Below are 21918 nucleotides of genomic sequence, written 5' to 3'. Positions count from 1 at the left end.
GGTTATCCGTTTATCACTATGGAACGACTGCTTCATTACGTCTGGAAACATAAGATGCTGCCTCTCGGTGATTTAGAGACCACCGACGGACGCGTCGTCGAGATACTGGATCCTGGATTGCTGAATCGCAATTCAGGGCCAGACTTCTTTAATGCCAAGGTAAAAATCAGTGGCACGCTATGGGTAGGTAACATAGAAATACATCTCAGTTCAAGCGACTGGTATCGTCATGGACACGATCGCGATGTGCGTTATAATAATGTGATACTCCATGTGGTGGCCAATGCCGATATGGATGTGAAGACACAAGACGGCAACTATCTGCCACAGATGGTGTTGCAGATTCCAGACACATTGAAAGAGAACTACGACGAACTGCTCCATAACGACCAGTATCCACCCTGCTACAAAGTCATCCCGGACCTCACACGACTGCAGGTGCACTCGTGGCTGGCAGCCCTGCAAACGGAACGACTGGAACAGAAGACAGAGGCCATATTCAAACGTGTGGAGCAATGTAATGGTTCATGGGAAGACGGCTATTTCGTCACCCTGGCACGCAACTATGGCTTCGGCATCAATGGCGACGCCTTTGAGATGTGGGCAAAAAACATACCCCTGCATGCTGTTGACAAACATCGTGATGACTTGTTTCAGATAGAGGCAATCTTCATGGGACAGGCCGGACTGCTGCAACTGGAAAGCATCCCTGAGCGCTATCAGATAGCAGCACTTAACGAGGGTTACTTCACTAAACTGCGCAACGAATACCTCTACCTGGCTCATAAATTCTCGCTGACGCCAATGGACTTTGCGCCCTGGCACTTCCTTCGTCTGCGTCCGCAGAACTTCCCCTATATCCGCATCGCCCAACTGGCCAACCTCTACTATGAGCGCAAGGCCGGACTGAGTGCATTGTTGGAATGTGAGACCATAGAACAGTTGCGCCAGTTGCTGCAAACGCATGTGACGCCCTATTGGGAGACGCACTATATGTTTGGTGCCGAGGGACCACGAAGTACGAAGAAAACATCCATCACGTCGTCAAACCTGATGATTATCAACACCGCCATCCCCATGCTCTTTGCCGTGGGCAGGCATCGTCAGAGAGAGGATTTGTGCGATCGCGCCTTCGACTTGCTGGAACAGCTCAAGGCAGAAGAGAATCATATCATACGTATGTGGAAGGAATGCGGACTGGAGGTACAGACAGCAGGTGACAGTCAGGCACTTATCCAACTGAAGAAGGAATACTGCGACCGCAGGGACTGTCTGCGCTGCAGAATAGGTTATGAATATCTTATAAGAAAATGAAATATATCTTTGAAACACGCATGGAAGTGCGCGACTATGAATGCGACATTGAAGGCATTGTAAATAATGCGCAGTATGTACATTATTGTGAGCATACACGTCACCTGTTCCTAAAGGAGTGCGGTCTCTCGTTTGCTGAGATGCACGAAAAGGGTGTGGATGCCGTGGTGGCACGCATGCAACTGCAATACAAGGTGCCCCTGCGTCCTGATGACGAGTTTATCTCACGCCTGAACCTCACGAAGGAAGGCATCAAATACGTGTTCCATCAGGATATCTATCGTGCCAGCGACGAACAGCTCTGTTTCCGCGGAAAGATCGAATTGGTATGTCTCATCAATGGTCGTCTGGGCAATAGTGCCGAGTATGACGCAGCTTTTGAGAAGTATATCCAGGCATGAACGAACAGGAAGTCTACTATACCATTGCCTTAACCCGTATGACGGGTTTCAACTTCCAGACTGCCCTGCACCTCTACAGAGAGGTGGGAGGCGGACAGGCCGTTTATGAGCATCGCCTTGATATCAAGGACGTGATGCCCGAGTGCAGCGACCGACTGTCAGAGAGTCTGAAAGACTGGACCCTCCCGTTGGCACGTGCCGCGCAGGAGATGGAGTTTATCACGAAGCATGATATCAGACCGCTACTATTGGGGGCTGAAGATTATCCTCAGCGCCTCAGCGAGTGTCCCGATGCCCCTATCCTTTTATACTATATGGGTTCGGCGCCACTGAACCAGCGACGTGTCATCAATATCATTGGTACCCGCCACTGCACCACCTATGGTCAAGACTTGATACGCCGCTTCGTCAGAGATTTGAAGAGTCTCTGTCCTGAGATGCTTATCGTCAGCGGATTGGCCTACGGCGTAGATATCTGTGCCCATCGCCAGGCCCTGGAAAATGGTTACGAGACCGTAGGTGTACTGGCCCACGGACTTGACGAGATATACCCAAGTGCTCATCGGGAAACGGCGAAACAGATGTTGAGACAAGGCGGATTGCTCACAGAGTATATGACAGAGACCCGTTCCGATAAGCTCAACTTCGTAAAGCGTAACCGCATCGTGGCAGGCATGAGCGACGCCACCATCCTGGTGGAGAGTGCCTCTAAAGGCGGTGGTCTCATCACCACAGGCATCGCGATGGATTATGACCGATCAGTATTTGCTTTCCCTGGACCAGTAGGTGCACCCTATAGCGAGGGGTGCAACAACCTTATCCGTGATAATGGGGCCTCGTTGATTACCTGTGCAGAGGATTTTGTCAAAGCCATGGGGTGGCAGAATGACGCCCAACTGAAACAGGCGCAAGCCAAGGGCATTGAGCGCAGCATCTTCCCAGAACTAAGCGAAGAAGAACAGAAAATCGCCAGAATTCTCGATGAATTCGGCGATTTCCAACTCAACCAGTTATCTGTCAAGACGAATATACCTATCGGTCAACTTACTGCCCTCCTCTTCCAAATGGAGATGAAAGGCGTGATACGTCCGTTGGCTGGTGGCACCTATCATCTGCTGAAGTGATAGCCGTGCCATCTGGAGTATCCGTATCTAGCTATGCCCTCTTCACAGGCTCCATGTGAATGGTGACGTGCGTCTGTGCACCAAACCGTTCCTTCAGCCTGTGTTCAATGGCTGTTGTCTTCTGATGCGCCTCACTCAGCAACATATTACCATCCAGGCGGATATGCGTATCAATGGCAATACGGTTACCAATGCGACGGGTACGCAGATGATGCGGCTCGCTCACACCTGGCTCTGACTCGATGATTCTCACTATCTCCTCCTCAGTATCCGCTGGTAACGAGCATTCTGTTAGCTCGCCGATGTTGATCTTCAGCAAGTCATACGCCACCTTCACCAACATCAGACCCACCACAACAGAAGCCAAAGGGTCGAGCACCGTCCAACGGTTACCAAGCCAGATGGCACCACCAATACCGATGGCAGCACCTATCGACGAGAGCGAATCACTCCTGTGGTGCCACGCATTGGCTATCATCACCTGCGAATCCAGTTGTCTGCCTTTCACAGCCGTATATTGATACAGTACCTCCTTCACAGCAATAGAAAGCAGTGCTGCCCATAAAGCCAACATACCAGGCGCTTCCAAATCTGCGCCGCTGAGCCAATCCATCAGTTTTCCTCCTCCTGACACAATGATGCCACCAGCAGCACCTAATAATGCCAAGGCCACGAAGAAAGAAGCCAGCGTCTCAAACTTCCCATGACCGTAGTCGTGCGACTCATCCTGCGGTTTGGCACTAATGCCCACAAAGATAATCACGATAACATCTGTGATGAAGTCGGACAGCGAGTGCACGGCATCAGCTATCATCGCCGCACTGTTTCCCAGTATGCCGGCAATAAACTTAAACACCACGAGCAGCAGATTACCAATGCTGCCCACCAGCGTCACTTTATAGATCTCTCCCTCTCTTGTCATTTCCCTGATACTGCTATGCCCGCAACTGTCTGCGATACTCCTGCGGCGTGATGCCCGTCACCTTACGGAACATGCGGATGAAATAACTATGGTCATTGAATCCCAGTTCATAAGCCACTTCCTTCACAGGAATATCGGTGGTATAAAGCAACAGTTGGGCACGCTCCACCTTCTTACTATTGATATACTGTACTGGCGAAGTACCAAATTCTTTCTTAAATAGTCGGATAAGATACGGTTTGGTGATGCAAGCTACATCAGCCAGTTCCTCGATATCCACATTCTCGCAGATATGAGAATGGATATGCTCCTGAACCCGTTTCATACGCTCATCCGTGGTCCATTCATGTGGTACTGCCTCGCGCAAGAAACGGGAAAAGAGCATCAGGATACTGCCGCGCAATTCCATTTTCTGCCATAACGGTATATCCCGATAACGCCTTACATAGTCCGTAAACTGCGCTGCATTATCATACGTCTGCGGATTACTTGATGGCAACTGTGCCTGTGGATGCTGTTCACACATACGTTGCAACAATAATTCGTCATCATGACAACCAGCCACCTCGATTGGAAAATCATACTGCTCCATCAGGTTCATCTCACTTTTGAACCCTTCGTACACGTGTAGATAATAATGTACGAACAATCCCTCACACTCATAGGAATGCAACGTATAGGCAGGTACGATATAAAGATAACCGGGGCGCAATCTTACAACCTGCTGAGGAAGATGCAACTGTGCCTCACCCTCCTTCACATAGAAGATGCGCGTGAAGGGTGAACTGACATTTTTCCAGTTCCAGTCGCCATCGTGGTGAGCCAGTCCCACATTCAGCATCTGGAAATTAAATGACTCTATGGGTAAATGCATCATTTCTTAGTCTTCATAAAGTTGAAAAATACGCTCTGCCGGTTGCCATTTCTCATCGCTACAAGCATCCGCGCTACATCCTTGGAAACGGGCCACAAAGGCCTCCCACTCTGCCTGCCTGGGCAAAGTAGCCAGACGACTCATCGCCTCCTGCCAATTGAAGTCGGCAGGAGCATCCACTATCATAACCAACTGATTATGACGCATATAAATCTCCATCTCAAGGATACCAACGGCACGGATACCCTCACGTATCTCCTGCCAGTGACGTCCCTCTGAGTGCCAATAACGATACTGCGCCATCAGTTCCGGATCATCCGAGATCTCCAGAAACTGCACATAGCGTTTCAACTTGCCGTTAGATAATTTTTGAATATAGCCTTCCACTTATTATGATTCATTATAGTTTCTGACGATGCAAAGGTAACATATTTTCCCGTTGGTTGTATACCATAAAGCGAACTTTTTGTAGGACTATATTATCTTTTTAACATTTTGTCCTATCTTGATGCAATATAATGACGCCTTATCATCGACATATTTTCTACCTTTGCAGCCAGAATATTAACTAACTAAAATACTACAATGAAGAAACTATTTACTATGTTGATGACGGCATTTGCTTTGTCAGCAAGTGCACAACAGACAGACGTGACCGTGAAGACTGGCACGTTTGGTAATGACTGGGAATCGCTCAGCGCATGGGAGTGCCCTGAATGGTTCAAGGACGCTAAGTTTGGTATCTGGGCTCACTGGGGTCCGCAATGTCAGGCCGAGGACGGCGACTGGTATGCCCGTTTTATGTATTACGAGGGTAGCGGACAGTACAACTATCACGTGAGCCATTTCGGCAACCCCTCTACTTTTGGTCTGAAAGATCTTTGTAACGCGTGGAAGGCCGACCAGTGGAATCCTGAGGAACTGGTAAGCCTCTACAAGAGCGTTGGAGCCCGCTATTTCATGGCTTTGGGTAATCATCACGACAATTTCGACCTATGGAACTCACCCTATCAGGAGTGGAACTCCGTAAATGTAGGTCCGAAGAAAGACCTCGTGAAAGGTTGGAGCGAAGCCTGTAAGAAGGCAGGCCTGCCTCTCGGTGTGTCTATCCATGCCTCTCATGCCTGGACCTGGTTGGAACCCTCACAGAAATTTGATGGCAACCTGACCAAGGCCGATGGTGTAGGAACATGGTGGGAAGGACTCGACCCACAGGAGCTCTACGCCCAGAATCATGAGCACTCTACTGGTTGGGAGAGTTCTGGTACTATCCACTCACAATGGGACTGGGGCAACGGTGCCAGTCAGCCCTCTACTGCATACAAGCAGAAGTTCCAGAATCGTGTGCTGGAGCTCATTGACGACTACAACCCCGACATGATTTATTTCGATGACACTGCTATGCCTTTCTATGGCTGTGACGACCAGATTGGAAAGAATATCCTGCAGCACTACTACAACCACAGCGCTGCCAATCATGATGGAAAACAACAGGTGGTGGTCACAGGTAAACAGCTCACTACCCAACAGAAAGACTATATGATGTGGGACGTGGAGCGCGGTATCCCCGATCGTCCACAGGAAGACTACTGGCAGACCTGCACCTGCATCGGTCAGTGGCACTATGACCAGAATGTGTACAATGGTAATGGCTACAAGAGTGGTGCTACCGTGATTCGTATGCTTATCGACGTAGTGTCAAAGAATGGTAACCTGCTGCTCTCTATCCCCGTGAAGGGCAATGGCTCTATTGATGACAAGGAAAAGAAGGTTCTGGCTGACATCAAGGCCTGGTTGGACATCAACAGCGAGAGTATCTATGGCACACGTATGTGGAAAACCTTTGGGGAGGGTCCTCTTGCCGAGGCTGCCAACCCCATGAATGCTCAGGGTTTCAACGAGGGGCAGGCCTATTCTGCCCAGGACGTGCGTTATGTGCAGCGCAACGATACCGTTTATGCCACCATCATGGCATGGCCCGAAGCCAGACAGTTTGATTTCAAGGCCTTCTCTATCATCGAGTCATCGTATAGCGGTGACGTGGAGAAAGTGGAACTCCTAGGCTACGACAAGCCCATCACGTTCGAACAAAGCATCCAGGGACTGAGCATCATCGTACCCGATAGCAAGCCCAATGCCATTGCTCCTGTGTTCCGTATCATCTTCAAGAAAGAAGTACGTACAGCTTCTGAGTTGTTGCAGTCCATGATTAGTGAGTTGGAGGAGGACCTTCCTCTGCTCACTAACCAGACTCACCCCTACAATACAGGTAAGATCAACAGCGCCAAGCTCGACCTGCTGCGTGCAGCCATAGAGAAGGCGAAAGCCGTGCCCTCCGGTTCTCCTGAGGCTGACTACGAGTCAGCCCGCCAGACGCTGGCCGATGCCTATCGCAGTCTGGAGAACGATGGTTTGAACAAGGGTGGTGCCTTTAATGGCGTCATTGAAGAGAATGTCACCACACAGTATCTCATTGAGGGTTCTGACTTCACCCGTTCCGCTGGTGGCAACAGTCGTTTTGGTGCACCAAAGAACTGGACCGTGGAGAACTTCGACATTCCGAATGGTGGCGACGGCACCAAACACGGACTGGATAAGTATTCCGGTAAGGATGCCCTGATGCTCGGTGTATGGAATGATGCCGGCAACAACACTACCGGCAGTCTGAAGGATGCCCGCATCTACCGTAAGGTGACGATGCCCGCTGGCAAATACTATTTCGGTGCTGCCTACAACACCACTTATAACATGAGTCAGCAGGCCTACATGTTTGTCAGCACCCAACTCTCTGAGACCGAAGACATCCCTGCTGAAGCCCTGGCCTATTATCCCATCAGCAGTTGCACAGGTGACATGAAGATCCAGGGTCTCTACTTCCAACTCGATAAAGAGACAGAGGTATATATCGGATTCCAGGCCAACCTGCTTAATGGTTCCGGCACACAGGAGTTCCGCGCTGAGCGCGTGGTACTCTATACGCCGAAAGAAGTTGGCGAGCGCCATGCAGAGGCTAAGGGCTGGCAGAAGATAGAGACACTGCCCGAGGATGTGAGTCAGTTTTTCTTTGCCATCTACGATCACAATACAGACAATGGACTGGTTTTGGCCACAGGCAATAAGCAGGGGGCTGCCTATCAGACCATGTGGTACGAGGATGATGTCTATCCCGAGGGTAACAAGAACGCCCTGTGGACCCTTGATGCCTTTGATGCCAACAACTACTCTGGTGCTAAGGGCGATAACCTGAAGTGGCTCATCATCACCAATGCCGGCAATCCCGATGTTTGTCTGCAGTCTAACGATGCCCCCAACAACTGGAACTATCGCACAGAAAACAATGGCGAGGGTTGGACCGACCGTGCCTACGTCACCGCCACCACCACTTCCGACGCATCTCCGTCGGGCTCATGGACCCTCACCAACAACAAGGGCGGCATCCTGGGTCGCTACGACGGCACCAGGGAAATCAGCGGCGACGCCACCTCTGAGAATACCGGTCATTTCGATATCTATGCCATAAAGCGTGGAAAATACATTGCCGCCGTTGAGAATATCGACAAGGCAACGGAAGAGAATCCCATTGACGTCTCTTACCTCATCACCAATGCCGACGGCACACGCTATAACAACTTCCACGCCAAGCACCCCGTGGGCTGGACGCTCTCACAAGACGATGCTTTCGAGTGCGAGTATGCCAACTACCTGCCTGCTAAGGTTGGCAGCAGCTATTTCAACAAATGGCAAGGCTCAGGCAACCTCACCGATCGCTCTATCATGCAGCAGCTCTCTGGCCTGCCAGCAGGCAAATACCGCGTTGGCGTGCGCACCAGCGAATCGACCATTCATCCGGGTGCTTCACTCATCGCCAATAGCGACAAGGCCGATATGACCAAGCTCACCGACAATACTGCCAGTGTCACAACCGAGGTTACCGACGGCATGCTCACCATTGGTGTAGAATTAAAAGACTACCAGAGCAACGACTGTAAATTCGACCACTTCACCCTGGAGTATCTTGGTCACGACCCCATCGTTGACAACATCTCTAACCACAATTCTCAAGTCACAAATCTCAAATCTACAATCTACGATCTTCTGGGTCGTCGCAGCACACGCTTGATGAGAGGTTTGAATATCGTAGGAGGCAAGAAAATTGTGAAGAAGTAACAAAAAGATTTGCATTTTCACTCGGTATGCATTACCTTTGCAAACAGAATGAAGATAGGTAACTTAGAATTTGGCCCCCAACCGGTGTTCCTGGCACCGATGGAGGACGTTACAGATATTGGGTTCCGACTGCTTTGTAAGCGGTTCGGAGCCTCAATGGTATATACAGAATTTGTATCGGCCGAGGCGTTGATACGTGATGTAAAATCCACCCAGCAAAAACTGACCATCAGCGACGAAGAGCGCCCCGTGGGCATTCAGATCTACGGACGCGACGTGGATGCGATGGTAGAGGCTGCAAAAATCGTGGAACAGGCTGGTCCTGACCTCATCGACCTGAACTTCGGCTGTCCTGTGAAGAAGGTGGCTGGCAAGGGGGCCGGCGCTGGCATGTTGCAGAATATCCCCAAATTGCTGGAAATTACGCGCAAGGTGGTGGATGCCGTGAAACTGCCCGTTACCGTGAAGACCCGACTGGGATGGAACCAGGACCAACTGATCATCACCGAACTGGCCGAACAACTGCAGGACTGTGGTATTCAGGCACTCACTATCCATGGTCGCACGCGTGCCCAGATGTATACTGGCGAGGCCGACTGGACCCTGATTGGTGAGGTGAAGCGCAATCCCCGCATTCATATCCCCATCATCGGCAATGGCGACATCACCTCACCCGAAGAGGCCAAGCAGGCTTTCGAGCGTTATGGTGTCGATGCTATCATGGTGGGTCGTGCCACCTTTGGCCGCCCCTGGATTTTCAAGGAGATACGCGACTATCTGGATCATAACATAGTGGACGAGAGTTTCGGCTTCAACGAGAAACTGGACGTGCTGGAAGAGCAGTTGCGCATCAACGTGGAACGTATCGATGAGACCCGTGGCATCCTGCACACCCGTCGCCACCTTGCAGCCACCCCCATCTTCAAGGCCATCCCCAACTTCCGTCAGACACGCATCGCCATGCTGCGTGCTGCCAAGATGGACGAACTAACGGGCATCCTTGAGGACACCCGCAAGCTATTAGGATAAAAAGGGTTATTTATATCGGTAATGCTTCCTGGTTTTCAGATAGCTGAGATCTGACTGATGGGCATAGGCCTCTTCCTCAAAACGGATATGGAAGTAGGCCTTGTTGGCATCGCGATATTTAAGGTAAAGTACCAGCCACTCTATGCCATACCAGATAAAAAAGGGAACGTAGAGCAACTCCTTTTGTTGGGCGGCATGGATGGACTCATGGTTGGTCTCTACGGCATTTAAAGGTCTGATGGACAAGATAAAGCCAAACAAGCAGATTGCATAATAGTCCTTTTTCAGAGGTAACCTCTTGAAAACGAATACCCGTTTGTTTTTTATCTTGTCCATCAGATTATATCATCCGTACAGGTGTCTTATCGCTTCAGAACCTTACGGCCGTTGCGGATAACGAAGCCCTTGTAGCCCTCAGACACTTTCTGACCCCTCAGGTTATAGATAGGTGTCGACTGACCATCAGCCTCGATATCATGAATGCCCGTACTCTGTTTCAGGGTGAAGATAAGCTTATCGATATTACACTGCTTACCCTTGATGGTGATGCGTAACACATGTTCACCTGCAGACAGGGTGGTAGAAATATCCTGTGTCACTGATTTATACGTGCCCCAATCGTTGTTGGCCGTCTGCGGCACATTGATGGTGGCAAGTAGCGTCTTTGAGCTGCCCAAGACACGCTGGATAATGAATTTTGAGCCTGTCACGCCAGAAGAGACAACAGCCTCGCAGGTATATTTACCTGTCTCTTTCACATTGACGGTATATTCCATCCACTCATCAGCCTCTGTATAGCCAATAGCCTTACCGTTGTTTCCCTTTACCACATCCACACCATCATTGGTACGGAAGTTGGCATCACCCTCGTTGGCCGTGCTGGTATCGTGATAAGAATAGCCCTCGCCACCAACATCAAAATTCTCGGCCTGCAATGTACCAGGGATAGAGATACCGCTGGCATAAGGCTCGCGCTTAGGATTGACGGTGAGCACCTGAGCCGTTGAAGTCTTCGACTTACCATCAGCATCGATAGCAATAGCCGTGATTTGCTGTTTACCATAGACTGTAGGCACATACTCCAACGTATAGGGAGCCTCGGTCAGCGTGCCGATAAGAAGGCCGTTGGCATAAACATTCACCTGGGCAATGGTGCTGGTCTTCGAGGAAGCAGTGACCTTGATAGTGGTTTTCTCACCCACCTGCACAGTAGTAGGTGTGCGCGTCACGGTGCAGGTCATCGTCTTGTCCTCTGCATAAGGAGTGATGCTGATATTACGGATATAAAAGCCAGCCTTGTCGGTATTCAGGCAAAGCGTGTGGCGACCAGCAGTAAGCTCTTTTCTGAACACGCCGTGCAACTGCTGGAAGTTATCGGTAGCACCCGTAGCAGGCACCTCAATAATACTGGTGTAGAAGGTGAGGTCATCGAGTCCATACTCAGAGATATGAAAGGCGCCACCCGTCTTGACAGCAGCCACCTCGGCATCAAACTGATAGATGCCCGTCTCCTTCACGTCAACGGTATATTCCATCCAGCCATCGGTCTTTGTGGCTGAGTTTGAGGCACGTGTGCTATAATTGAACGGCGCATTACTATAGGTGACGCCAGAAGCCCCCTTGTCGAACTCAGCAGCATTGATGACACCAGGCAGGGAAACTGGTTCGCCATGATAAGGCTCACGCTTGATGGTAGAAGACTGTACGGTGATACGTGAGGTGCGCTCATAGGTCTTTTCATCATTTGTATAGACCACTGCCTTCAGTGTGCGCGTACCTGCTGTCTTGCCAGTATATTCAGCAATATAAGGTTCCTCGGTCATCTTAGCGATGAGCGTAGTACCATCGTAGAGCTTCACAGAGTCGATGGCGATATCGGCCTTCTCGGCCTTAGCATCGTCAGTAATGATGGTGCGCACCTTGATAGACTGCGTGTCACCCTTGGCCATCTTGAAGTCCTTGGCTTTGATATACACGCCCACACGTTTCTTCATGCCAGGGAAGGGACTCTTGGCACTCTTGGCTTTGTCGCTGGCCATATACTCCTTCAGCCAGGTCATGGCAGGACGCTCCACACCATTTTTATAAAGACCAGAGTTACCATCTGTTGTCCAGGTGGCACCATAGACATAGCCCCACAGGGTGATACCGGCGCAGTAAGGCTTCTCCCACATATAAGGAATCTGCTCCTTATAGCGCTGCAGCTGGAGGTTATCGTCAGCAGTACCAATATCATACTCCGTGCTATACATAGGCATCTTCAAGGCATTCTGAATCTTGGTCTCAGAAGACTTGAAATTTTCTACTTTACAGTCGGTCAGATCATGACTCTGACAACCATAGGCATCGATAGGCGCACCACCGTCACGAATGGCCTGTACCAGTGTGATATACTGGTCGGTGTTCCATTGGAAAGTATTGAAGTCGTTGTAAATCAGAATAGAGTTAGGGAAACGTTCTCCCGCCATCTCGAAAGCCTTGATCAGCCAATCGTAGCCTGTCTTACCGCCGCCACCCAGCGACTCCTTCATCAGGGGGTTGCCTGCCTGGTGGCCATCGATAGCCTCGTTGACCACATCTATCATGGGCAGATGGTTGTACTTCTTCTTAACCTGATTAAACCAGTTTTCAATAGCAATGAAACGTTCGGTGACAGACAAGTTGCTGTTAAACCAACGGTCGGGATACTGTGCTCCCCATACCAGCGCATGGAACTTGTAAGTGAAGTTATGACTCTTGGCATAATTGAACGCATTGTCGCACCCCCAGTTGTAGGAGTTGCGTGTACCCTCCACAGAGCCCCACTTAGATTCATTCTCAGGGGTCACCTGATTCCAGAGTTTATAATAAACAGGAACCCCGCCTCCGGCATCCATCTGATAGCGGGTGGTAATATTACCTAAGAATTTGTCAGGATTAGAGGACAGCTGTGCTTTCAGCGCCAGGGGCGAAAGACTGAGAGCTGTCAGTGCCAGACAAGAAATGGTTTGGTTTAATTTAAGCATTACAATAGTTTTTTTATAGTTTTAATATCGATTTTGCGTGCAAAGGTAGGACTTTTTTTCAAATAATGTTTTTGTTTATGTTTCAAAAGCCTTGTAATATTTTAGTTTTTTACATATTTGTTTCTCCATGTGAGATAAATTGATTAAATTTGCATCGTCTTCAAAATCCATACGTATGAAAAAAAATTTTTTTGCATTAGCACTCATTATGACGATTGTTGGCGTGGCCTATGCACAGGCACCTGCCAATACGGGCTATTACTACTATCAAGCCAACGGAAAGAAAGGTGCTGAACTGAAGACGGCTCTCCACCAGATTTTGAAGAATCCGGATGTGGTACACTACGACTCCTTGTGGAACGCATATAAGATTTCCGATGCACGACCCATGGGCGACAGCCTCATCATCTGGGATATGTATTCTGATATCTCGCGCTATAGGATTGACTTCCCCACACATAAAAACTCCATCGAGGGCGTCAGTGGATTCCAGCGCGAGCACTCCATGCCCAAGAGCTGGTTTAACCCCACGGAGAGAAACAGTAGCGGACTGACCTATGCGGACGTGAAACCGATGTATTCGGATATCGTGCACGTAATACCTACAGACGGCACGGTGAACAATAAGCGTTCGAATAATGCCTATGGCGAGATTACAGACTCGGCAAAGGTGGACTGGCAGTCGGCTAATGGCTTTAGTAAGCAAAGCAAGAAAGGTGGATGCGGCACTCCAGGATGGAAAGAATACATGGGTGCAAACGCCTCGAAGACACGAGTGTTTGAGCCCAACAATGAGTATAAGGGCGACCTGGCACGTATCTATTTCTATATGGTCACCTGCTATGAGCCAGTGGCTGGCACTTGGACCAGTGACATGTTTGACGCTGAGAGCGAAGACGGCTACCAGCCTTTTGCGCAGTGGGCTTTTGACATGCTGATGCGATGGGCTAAGGAAGACCCCGTGAGCCAGAAAGAGATAGACCGCAACGAAGCCATCTATCAGTTGCAGGGCAACCGCAACCCCTTTGTTGACTATCCCGGACTAGAGGATTATATCTGGGGCAGCAAGAAAGAAGTGGCATTCAACTACGGTGGCGATACGCCCAACGAAGGAGAACCGGCTACCAACTGTGAGATTATCCTGAATGAGAAAACTTTCGGCGTGGATTGGACCGGCAATAAGAACATGCGCAATTACTATACCCGCACACCGCTGGTTGCCAGTCAGAACGGCATAGATATCATCCTCTCTTATGGCATCGAGGGCAGCAAGTTGTATAGCGACTCCACGCATATCCGTCTGTACAACAAGAACGTGCTGACCTTTAGGGCCCACAAAAACGAGATAACCAGTATTGAGTTCACGATTCCTGCCAAGGCCGACGACAAAGAACTGATTCCACTGACAGGACAGATGGAGGGTAACACTTGGCGAGGACAAGCCAGCGAGGTGATGTTCACATCGACCTATACCAGCAGTTGGCCGGAGGCGAATGCCAACAAGCACATTCAGATAGCCAAGGTGAAGATTACCGTTGCCTCGCCAACAGGTATCCAATCCATCAACAACCATGACACACAGCACAAAGGCACCTATACCATTTCAGGCAGACGCATTAACGACAACAACCTGACAAAGGGCGTCTATATCAAGAACGGAAAAAGATTGATTTTGTAACCATATTATGAAAAAAACAACATTTTCACTAACTCTTCTGCTGATACTATGCGTCGTCAGCATCTGGGCACAAGGGCCCAACAACTCAGGTACTTACTATCAGGCAGCCAATGGCAAAAAAGGCGAAGCCCTGAAAACAGCACTTTTTAATATTATCAAGAACCCCGATGTGGTGAGCTATAACGGACTGATTGATGCCTACCATAAGACCGACACACGTACTGACGGGAAAATACGTGACTGGTATTCGAATGCGACGAATTATACATGGAACGACCGCAACGGCAACGCCAGTGAAGGGGCTGGGTGGAACCGCGAACACTCCGTTCCACAGAGTTGGTTCAGCGAAGCAAGTCCAATGAAATCGGACATCGTGCATGTGCTCCCTACAGACTGTTACGTCAACAATCGCCGTAGCAGCTTTCCTTTCGGCGAGGTGGGCAACGTCACCTACGCTTCAAATAACAGCTACTCAAAACTGGGCTCTTGTAAGACACCTGGTTACTCTGGCACGGTGTTTGAGCCCAACGATGAGATCAAAGGTGATATCGCCCGTATCTATTTCTATATGGTGACCTGCTACGAGGACCGTTTCACCAACTGGACAAAAGGCAGTGCCACGCAGGTCTTCTCATCCAACAAATACGAAGGTCTGAAGACTTGGTGCATGGATATGATGATGCGCTGGTCCAAAAACGACCCTGTAGATGCTGTTGAAACAGCCCGTAACAATGCGGTACAGGAAGTGCAGGGAAACCGTAACCCATACGTAGATTACCCTGGACTGGAGGAGTACGTATGGGGCAGTAAGAAGGAAGAGGCGTTCAGCTATGACAACTACGACGGCACGGGCACCGTCACACCGCCCGATCCTGACCGTGTAGAGGATCCTGCGTTCTCGCCCATGGCCGGCACTTATACAAACAGTGTCAACGTGAAACTGTCGTGCAGCACAACAGGTGCCAGCATCTACTACACGCTCGACGGCACAGAGCCTTCTGTCAACAGCACGCTCTACACCACCGATGGTATTAACCTGACAGAGACCACCACCATCAAGGCTGTGGCCTATCTGGATGGTATGTACAGCACCACCACAACTGCTACGTATGTTATCGAGGCAGGTAGTGGCGATAAACCGGTAGATGGTGAGATTGCGCTGAACAACACTTTCTTTGGTGTCAACTGGACGGGGTCAAGACCCAGCAGTGGCGCAGATGTGCTGACAGGTAGCGAGAACGGTATCACTATCACATACTCTCTGGGGTCTAGTGCTAATATGTACTGCAACAGCGAACAGATTCGTATGTATGGTGGTAATGAACTGAAAGTGGAGTCTGGCAGTGGCGAGATGGTGAAACTGGAGTTTGTCACCAAGGATAGCAGTAAGGAACTATTGCTCCTGAATGGTGGTGGCGCCATCGATGGCTACACATGGACAGGACTGGCCAACAGCGTAACATTTGGTGCTGCTGCAAATCATATCAAGATGCTCTCTGTGAAGGTGACGCTGGCTATCTACGATCCCTCAGGCATTCAGGACATTAACCTGTCAACGGAAAAGAAGATTTTCGACCTGCAGGGTCGTCGTGTACAGAACCCCTCAACGGGTCTTTACATCATTAACGGCCGTAAAGTGATTTTGAAGTAAATGAACGATAAGACCCGCGATTTTATCGAGCAGAACCTCAATGCCGATATCCGTCAGCTGGCACTCAAAGGGTGTCGCGACAAGGACGTAGATCTTGACGCAGCGATCCGGCAGATTGCGGGCAGACAGACAGCCCGTCGGAAGTTGCCCTCATGGGCAGCTCTCGACGGCATTCTTTATCCGCCTCACCTGAATATGGAGCAATGCTCCAGCGAACAGACGGCGAGGTATAAAGCAAGAATATGCAGCAGTCACCCATCACCTAAGACCCTGGTGGATCTAACTGGGGGGTTCGGGGTGGATTTCGATTTTATGAGTGAGGCATTTGACGAGGCGACTTATGTGGAGAGGAATAGTGAGTTATTTGCTATATCGTCGGCCAACATGAAGATCCTGGCACCTAAAGCTAAGTGTCTTAACGAGGACGGACTGGAGGTGCTCCATCGCCTTGATCATGTCTCCATGATTTTCATGGACCCTGCACGCAGGGATCATCATGGCGCACGCACCTACGGCATCAGCGACTGCACACCCAATGTATTGGAAATCAAAGACGAACTGCTTCAGAAGGCTGATGTGGTGATGCTGAAGCTATCGCCCATGCTCGACTGGCATAAAGCTATCAGCGACCTGGGAGAACAGTATATCAAGGAAGTACACATTGTCTCTGTACAAAACGAGTGCAAGGAACTGCTTATCATCATGCAACAACAACCTGCAAAGCCCTTCACCGTCTATTGCGTCAACGACGATGCCGTATTCTCATACCATCCCTCATCCCTCATCCCTCATCCTTCATCCTTCATCCCTCATCCCTCATCCTTCCTCTACGAGCCCAATGCCTCTATCATGAAGGCTGGCTGTTTTGCTGAGATAGAACAGGCATTCGAGGTTAGCCAGTTGGCGCCCAACAGTCACCTGTTTGCCTCAGACCAGGTCATCGAAGATTTCCCTGGAAGGAAATTCCGCGTCACCGCTGTCACCTCGATGAACAAACAAGAGTTGAAACAAGCGCTGAGAGATATCCGTCAGGCCAATATCTCCGTACGTAATTTCCCCATGTCCGTTGCCGACCTCCGTAAACGCCTGAAACTAAGTGAGGGTGGCAACGACTATATCTTCGCTACCACCCTCACAGAAGGAAAAAAGGTGCTGATCATCTGTCAGCACCTCTAAGAAAATATATTACTTGATTTCTTCCTGAATCTGCACCTCGCGGGTCTTGGTCTTCTGCACTTTCTTGGTGCTCTGCTTCTCAACCTCTACCTCAACCATCTCAGTGGTTGTGATGCGGAAGGTACCCTCACCAGTCACGATAACACAACGGTTCTTATCGTTCTCCTCGAAAGGCTGAACGGTGTCACCCTTTGAGTCGGTCTTCAGGCGCTTTGCATCCAGTCCGTACTGCTCAACCAGCTTCTTAGCCACATCGTCAGCACGCTGCTTAGCGTATTTCTTATTCATCTTAGCAGAGCCAGTACCCTTATCAGCATAACCCGTAACGGTAAACATTGCGTCGTCGCTGCACTTCATCAGCTCAGCCACCTTCTTGATAGCCTCATCAATACCGCTGGCTGCGTTGGCATCGCTCTCACGAATCTTGAAGAAGATAGCCTCATTCATCTTCATATGCTTAGTCTCAGTCTTTGTCTTGGGCTGCTTCTCCTTCACCTTGATGGTGATAGGCTCATCGACCTCGAAGGTGTCAATCACCTCGATAGTCTTGGTCACATAGCGTGGAGCTGCCTTCTTATGACCGAAACGGAAGTTCAGGCCCAGCATAGCAGTGAACATCCAATCGTCTTTATCATTGGTCTTCGAGTTAAAACGGTCGTCCAGTGAGTTGGCATTAACTTCCAGAGACACGCCAAAGGGTTTAGCCTGATTGGTCTCCAGACGCAAACCGGCACGCAGGTTGTGACCCAGGCGATTCTTATCCCATGCCAAAGGCATTGTGTTAGCAGGCAAGTTCAAATCCTTCAACTCATCATTATCCCATGCGTAGTTCAAACCTACACCACCCAACAGAATCACATTCAGGGCGTGGTCAGAACCCTTGCCAAAAAGGTTGGTCAGGTTTACCAACAAGTCCAAATCTGGAGTCACATACTTCCATTTGTAGTACTGCCCAGTAGATGCCAGACCACTCTTCGACTGCCATGCGTTGACGTGCAGACGAGCACCGACAACGGGTGTGAAATAATGGCCAAACGACAGAGCTGCCGTAGGCGTGATCAGTTTGTCCATAGGAGCATTGGTGGAAGTCAGCTGTACACCACCCTGTGCTTCAATGAAGGAATACGAGGTCCACGTGTTGGTCTGAGCCTGTGCGGCACCAGCCATGAGCAGCGCTACAGCTGCAGTCAATAGGTTCTTGGTTTTCATTACACTATAGGTTTGTTGTTAAAATTAGAATTTCTGCGTGCAAAGATAATAAATAATCTTGAAATGGCAAGAAAAGTTGCTAAAAATCCTTTTTTTATGTTGATATATCACGAAAAATTGCTACCTTTGTGCATTATTTAACAAAAAACCGTAAAAATGTCATCTATAGAGATTAAGCGTGTGACCGACAAGCGCGGTCTAGACACCTTTATTCAGTTGCATTATGATCTGTATCGTGGAAATCAATTTGATGCACCCAACCTGTACAGAGATGAAGTGAATACGCTGAGTCGTGACAAGAACTCGGCCTTTGATTTCTGTGAGGCAGAATATTTTCTGGCTTATCGCGACGGAAAGGTAGTAGGTCGCGTGGCTGCCATCATCAATCACAGATACAACGAGCAGTGGCAGCGCCCCTGCGTCCGTTTTGGCTGGCTGGACCTCATTGACGATGCAGAGGTGATGCGTGCCTTGCTGAATGCCGTAGAGGAATACGGTAAGCAAAAGGGCATGAAGGAAATCATCGGTCCGCTGGGCTTCACGGATATGGATCCAGAGGGTATGCTAACTTACGGTTTCGACCAGCTCGGCACCATGGCTACCCTGTATAATTATGAATACTATCCCCGTCTGATGGAGCAGATGGAGGGCTACGAGAAAGATAACGACTACGTTGAGTATAAGGTCTTTGTACCTGAGAGCGGCATGCCCGAAAAGATGAAACGCGTGGCAGAGCTGACCATGGAGCGCTACAACCTGCACGTCAGGAAGTTGACCAAACAGGACATCTTCGGTCCTGAGAAATATGGTCACCGTGTCTTCGAGGTTATCAACAAGACCTTCGGTCACCTTTACGGTTACTCTCAGATGTCGGAGAAACAGATAGACGAGTATGTGGATATGTACTTTAAGTTCATTGAACTGGATCTGATCTGCGTCATCGAGGACTGGAACACACCCAACCACGACTGTATCGGCGTGGGTATCACCATTCCCTCGCTGACCAAGGCTTTGCAGAAATGCCGCAACGGCCGTCTCTGGCCTTTTGGCTGGTGGCACATCATCCGTGCCCTGAAGTTCAAGAAGACCGACGTTGTAGACTGTCTGCTTATTGGTGTACTTCCAGAATATCGTGCCAAGGGTGCCAACGCCCTCCTGTTCTACGACCTCATCCCCATCTATCAGAAGTACGGCTTCAAATGGGGCGAGACACACGTGGAGATGGAAACCAATGGCAAGGTACAGAGCCAGTGGATGTACTTCGATCACGAACAGCATAAACGCCGCAGGTGTTATAAAAAGCAACTATAATGGCAGAAGAAAACAACCTCACAACAGTGGTCGACGGTTCTACCGTTGATTATAATGATGATAATATCAGAACTCTGAGCGGTACGGAGCATATCCGCCTGCGTCCTGGTATGTATATCGGTAGACTGGGCGATGGCTCATTGGCAGAAGACGGTATCTACGTGTTGCTGAAGGAAGTTATCGACAACTCTATCGACGAGTTCAAGATGAAGGCTGGCGACCGCATTGAGATTAATGTGGACGACAACCTCCGCGTCTCTGTGCGCGACTATGGCCGAGGCATCCCTCAAGGTAAGATGATTGAAGCCGTCAGCGTGCTGAACACGGGTGGTAAGTACGACTCGAAAGCCTTTAAGAAGTCTATCGGTCTGAATGGTGTCGGTGTGAAAGCCGTCAACGCGCTGAGCAGCCACTTCGAGGTACACTCCTATCGTGACGGACAGGTGCGCAAGGCTACCTTTGAAAAAGGTAAGCTGGTGACAGACACCACAGAACCCACCGACGACGAGAACGGCACATATATCTACTTCGAGCCCGATAACACGTTGTTTATCAACTACCAGTTCCACAATGATATTGTGGAGAACATGCTCCGCAACTATACCTACCTGAACACAGGACTGGCCATCATGTACAATGGCCGACGCATCCTCAGCCGCCATGGACTGGAAGACCTGCTGAAAGATCGCATGAGCGCTGATGCCCTCTACCCTATCATCCACTTGCAGGGCGAGGACATCGAGATAGCATTCACCCATGCCAACCAGTATGGCGAGGAGTATTACTCTTTCGTCAATGGTCAGCACACCACGCAAGGCGGTACACACCAGAGTGCCTTCAAGGAACATATCGCCAAGACTATCAAGGAATTCTTCCAAAAGAACTTTGAGTATGGCGACATCCGTACAGGTATCGTGGCAGCTATCGCCCTGAACGTAGAGGAACCGATGTTCGAGAGTCAGACGAAGATTAAGCTCGGTTCTCTCACCATGGCACCAATGCCTGCACAGGTCGATGCCGAACATCCCGCCCCACCAAGCATCAACAAGTATGTGGGCGACTTCATCAAGACGGAGGTGGACAACTACCTGCATAAAAATGCTGATGTGGCAGAGGTGATGATGCAGAAGATTCAGGAGAGCGAGAAAGAGCGCAAGGCGATGGCTGGTGTCACCAAACTGGCACGTGAGCGTGCAAAGAAGGCCAACCTGCACAACCGTAAGTTGCGCGACTGTCGTATCCACTACAGCGACACTAAAAACGACCGCAAGGAGGAGTCGTGCATCTTCATCACTGAGGGTGACTCTGCCAGTGGTTCTATCACCAAGAGCCGTGATGTGAACACACAGGCCGTCTTCTCTCTGCGAGGAAAACCCCTGAACACCTTTGGTCTGACGAAGAAGGTGGTCTATGAGAACGAGGAGTTCAATTTGCTCCAGGCAGCCCTCGACATTGAGGAAGGCATGGACACACTAAGATATAATAAGGTGATTGTGGCTACCGATGCCGATGTGGACGGTATGCATATCCGCCTGCTTATTATCACCTTCTTCCTGCAGTTCTTCCCAGAACTGATTCGTGAGGGCCATGTCTATGTGCTGCAGACGCCGCTGTTCCGCGTGCGCAACCGTCGCACGAAGATTCGCAACAAGCAGGTGCTGGCTGCAGAAGATGCCAAAGGCAAGAAGGGCGACTTCATCGTGCGCTACTGCTATAGTGAGGAAGAGCGCGTGAATGCCATCCGCGAGTTGGGTCCTGATCCAGAGATCACCCGATTCAAAGGTCTTGGCGAGATATCACCTGAGGAGTTTGCAGGCTTCATTGGTCCAGACATTCGCTTGGAACAGGTCACCCTGCACAAGACTGACCAGGTGCAGAAACTACTGGAGTACTACATGGGTAAGAATACCATGGAGCGCCAGAACTTCATCATCGACAACCTGGTTATCGAGGAAGACAGACCTGAGGAAGAGGAAGACCTCATGGACTAGAAACACAATAAACAGCAAGTGGCCTGTTTGGGAATTCCCAGACAGGCCACTTTGTTTTTTGAAATC

Annotated in this window: 16 protein-coding genes; 10 read left to right on the top strand and 6 right to left on the bottom strand. The window is 49.8% G+C overall.

Annotation, left to right across the window (positions count from 1 at the left end):
- The first annotated feature begins 18 nt into the window (after positions 1-18).
- Genes L6466_RS00570 through dprA form a run of 3 tightly spaced genes read left to right on the top strand, consistent with a single transcriptional unit; the run spans position 19 to position 2839 of the window.
- Positions 19-1314: a DUF2851 family protein gene (locus L6466_RS00570; RefSeq protein ID WP_237813047.1), complete on the top strand. Its 1296-nt coding sequence runs from the start codon at positions 19-21 to the stop codon at positions 1312-1314.
- Positions 1311-1715 (top strand): acyl-CoA thioesterase, encoded by a 405-nt coding sequence (locus tag L6466_RS00565; RefSeq protein ID WP_091813267.1) that lies wholly within the window; start codon positions 1311-1313, stop codon positions 1713-1715. The genes L6466_RS00570 and L6466_RS00565 overlap by 4 nt, the downstream gene beginning before the upstream one ends.
- A complete protein-coding gene (dprA, locus tag L6466_RS00560) occupies positions 1712-2839 on the top strand; it encodes a DNA-processing protein DprA (protein ID WP_237813045.1) in 1128 nt (375 codons plus the stop codon). The genes L6466_RS00565 and dprA overlap by 4 nt, the downstream gene beginning before the upstream one ends.
- Positions 2840-2870: 31 nt before the next feature.
- Here dprA and L6466_RS00555 read toward each other — a convergent pair whose 3' ends face one another.
- Genes L6466_RS00555 through L6466_RS00545 form a run of 3 tightly spaced genes read right to left on the bottom strand, consistent with a single transcriptional unit; the run spans position 2871 to position 5022 of the window.
- Positions 2871-3761 (bottom strand): cation diffusion facilitator family transporter, encoded by an 891-nt coding sequence (locus tag L6466_RS00555; protein WP_091813262.1) that lies wholly within the window; start codon positions 3759-3761, stop codon positions 2871-2873.
- 13 nt (positions 3762-3774) lie between these two features.
- On the bottom strand, positions 3775-4638 hold the full coding sequence (locus tag L6466_RS00550; protein WP_091853205.1) for an AraC family transcriptional regulator: 864 nt from the start codon (positions 4636-4638) through the stop codon (positions 3775-3777).
- 3 nt (positions 4639-4641) lie between these two features.
- Positions 4642-5022 carry an L-rhamnose mutarotase gene (locus L6466_RS00545; RefSeq protein WP_237813043.1) on the bottom strand — a complete coding sequence of 127 codons (381 nt, stop codon included), beginning with the start codon at positions 5020-5022 and terminating at the stop codon, positions 4642-4644.
- A 198-nt stretch (positions 5023-5220) separates the two neighbouring features.
- Here L6466_RS00545 and L6466_RS00540 point away from each other — a divergent pair, with 198 nt between their 5' ends.
- On the top strand, positions 5221-8802 hold the full coding sequence (locus L6466_RS00540; RefSeq protein ID WP_237813041.1) for an alpha-L-fucosidase: 3582 nt from the start codon (positions 5221-5223) through the stop codon (positions 8800-8802).
- Between the two features lie 48 nt (positions 8803-8850).
- Positions 8851-9831 carry a tRNA dihydrouridine synthase DusB gene (gene dusB, locus L6466_RS00535; protein ID WP_091853203.1) on the top strand — a complete coding sequence of 327 codons (981 nt, stop codon included), beginning with the start codon at positions 8851-8853 and terminating at the stop codon, positions 9829-9831.
- Between the two features lie 6 nt (positions 9832-9837).
- On the opposite strand, the gene L6466_RS00530 is transcribed toward dusB, so the two are convergent.
- Together L6466_RS00530 and L6466_RS00525 are read right to left on the bottom strand one after the other, a co-directional pair.
- Positions 9838-10167, bottom strand: coding sequence for a hypothetical protein (locus tag L6466_RS00530; RefSeq protein WP_091853201.1), 330 nt, complete (start codon positions 10165-10167; stop codon positions 9838-9840).
- A gap of 26 nt (positions 10168-10193) precedes the next feature.
- A complete protein-coding gene (locus L6466_RS00525; RefSeq protein WP_237813040.1) occupies positions 10194-12836 on the bottom strand; it encodes an endo-1,4-beta-xylanase in 2643 nt (880 codons plus the stop codon).
- Between the two features lie 175 nt (positions 12837-13011).
- Between L6466_RS00525 and L6466_RS00520 the strand changes: the two genes are divergently transcribed.
- Genes L6466_RS00520 through L6466_RS00510 form a run of 3 tightly spaced genes read left to right on the top strand, consistent with a single transcriptional unit; the run spans position 13012 to position 17341 of the window.
- Positions 13012-14514, top strand: coding sequence for an endonuclease (locus L6466_RS00520; RefSeq protein WP_237813039.1), 1503 nt, complete (start codon positions 13012-13014; stop codon positions 14512-14514).
- Positions 14515-14521: 7 nt separating this feature from the next.
- On the top strand, positions 14522-16165 hold the full coding sequence (locus tag L6466_RS00515; RefSeq protein ID WP_237813038.1) for an endonuclease: 1644 nt from the start codon (positions 14522-14524) through the stop codon (positions 16163-16165).
- Positions 16166-17341, top strand: a complete 1176-nt coding sequence (locus L6466_RS00510) for a THUMP-like domain-containing protein (protein WP_237793711.1) — start codon at positions 16166-16168, stop codon at positions 17339-17341. It begins immediately after the preceding gene.
- A 9-nt stretch (positions 17342-17350) separates the two neighbouring features.
- Here the strand turns inward: L6466_RS00510 and L6466_RS00505 are convergent, their stop codons facing one another.
- Positions 17351-18550 (bottom strand): OmpA family protein, encoded by a 1200-nt coding sequence (locus L6466_RS00505; protein ID WP_237793712.1) that lies wholly within the window; start codon positions 18548-18550, stop codon positions 17351-17353.
- A 156-nt stretch (positions 18551-18706) separates the two neighbouring features.
- On the opposite strand from L6466_RS00505, the gene L6466_RS00500 reads away from it, so the two are divergent.
- Both L6466_RS00500 and L6466_RS00495 read left to right on the top strand, forming a co-directional pair.
- Positions 18707-19861, top strand: a complete 1155-nt coding sequence (locus L6466_RS00500) for an N-acetyltransferase (RefSeq protein ID WP_237793713.1) — start codon at positions 18707-18709, stop codon at positions 19859-19861.
- The gene (locus L6466_RS00495; protein ID WP_091853191.1) at positions 19861-21852 is read left to right on the top strand and encodes a DNA topoisomerase IV subunit B; all 1992 of its coding nucleotides are present in this window, start codon (positions 19861-19863) and stop codon (positions 21850-21852) included. The genes L6466_RS00500 and L6466_RS00495 overlap by 1 nt, the downstream gene beginning before the upstream one ends.
- The last annotated feature ends 66 nt before the right edge of the window (positions 21853-21918 follow it).

The organism is Prevotella communis, from assembly GCF_022024175.1.
In the GTDB taxonomy this organism is placed as follows: Bacteria; Bacteroidota; Bacteroidia; order Bacteroidales; family Bacteroidaceae; genus Prevotella; species Prevotella communis.
Note: the sequence above shows the minus strand (reverse complement) of the source record. Positions and strands in the feature narration are given on the sequence as shown.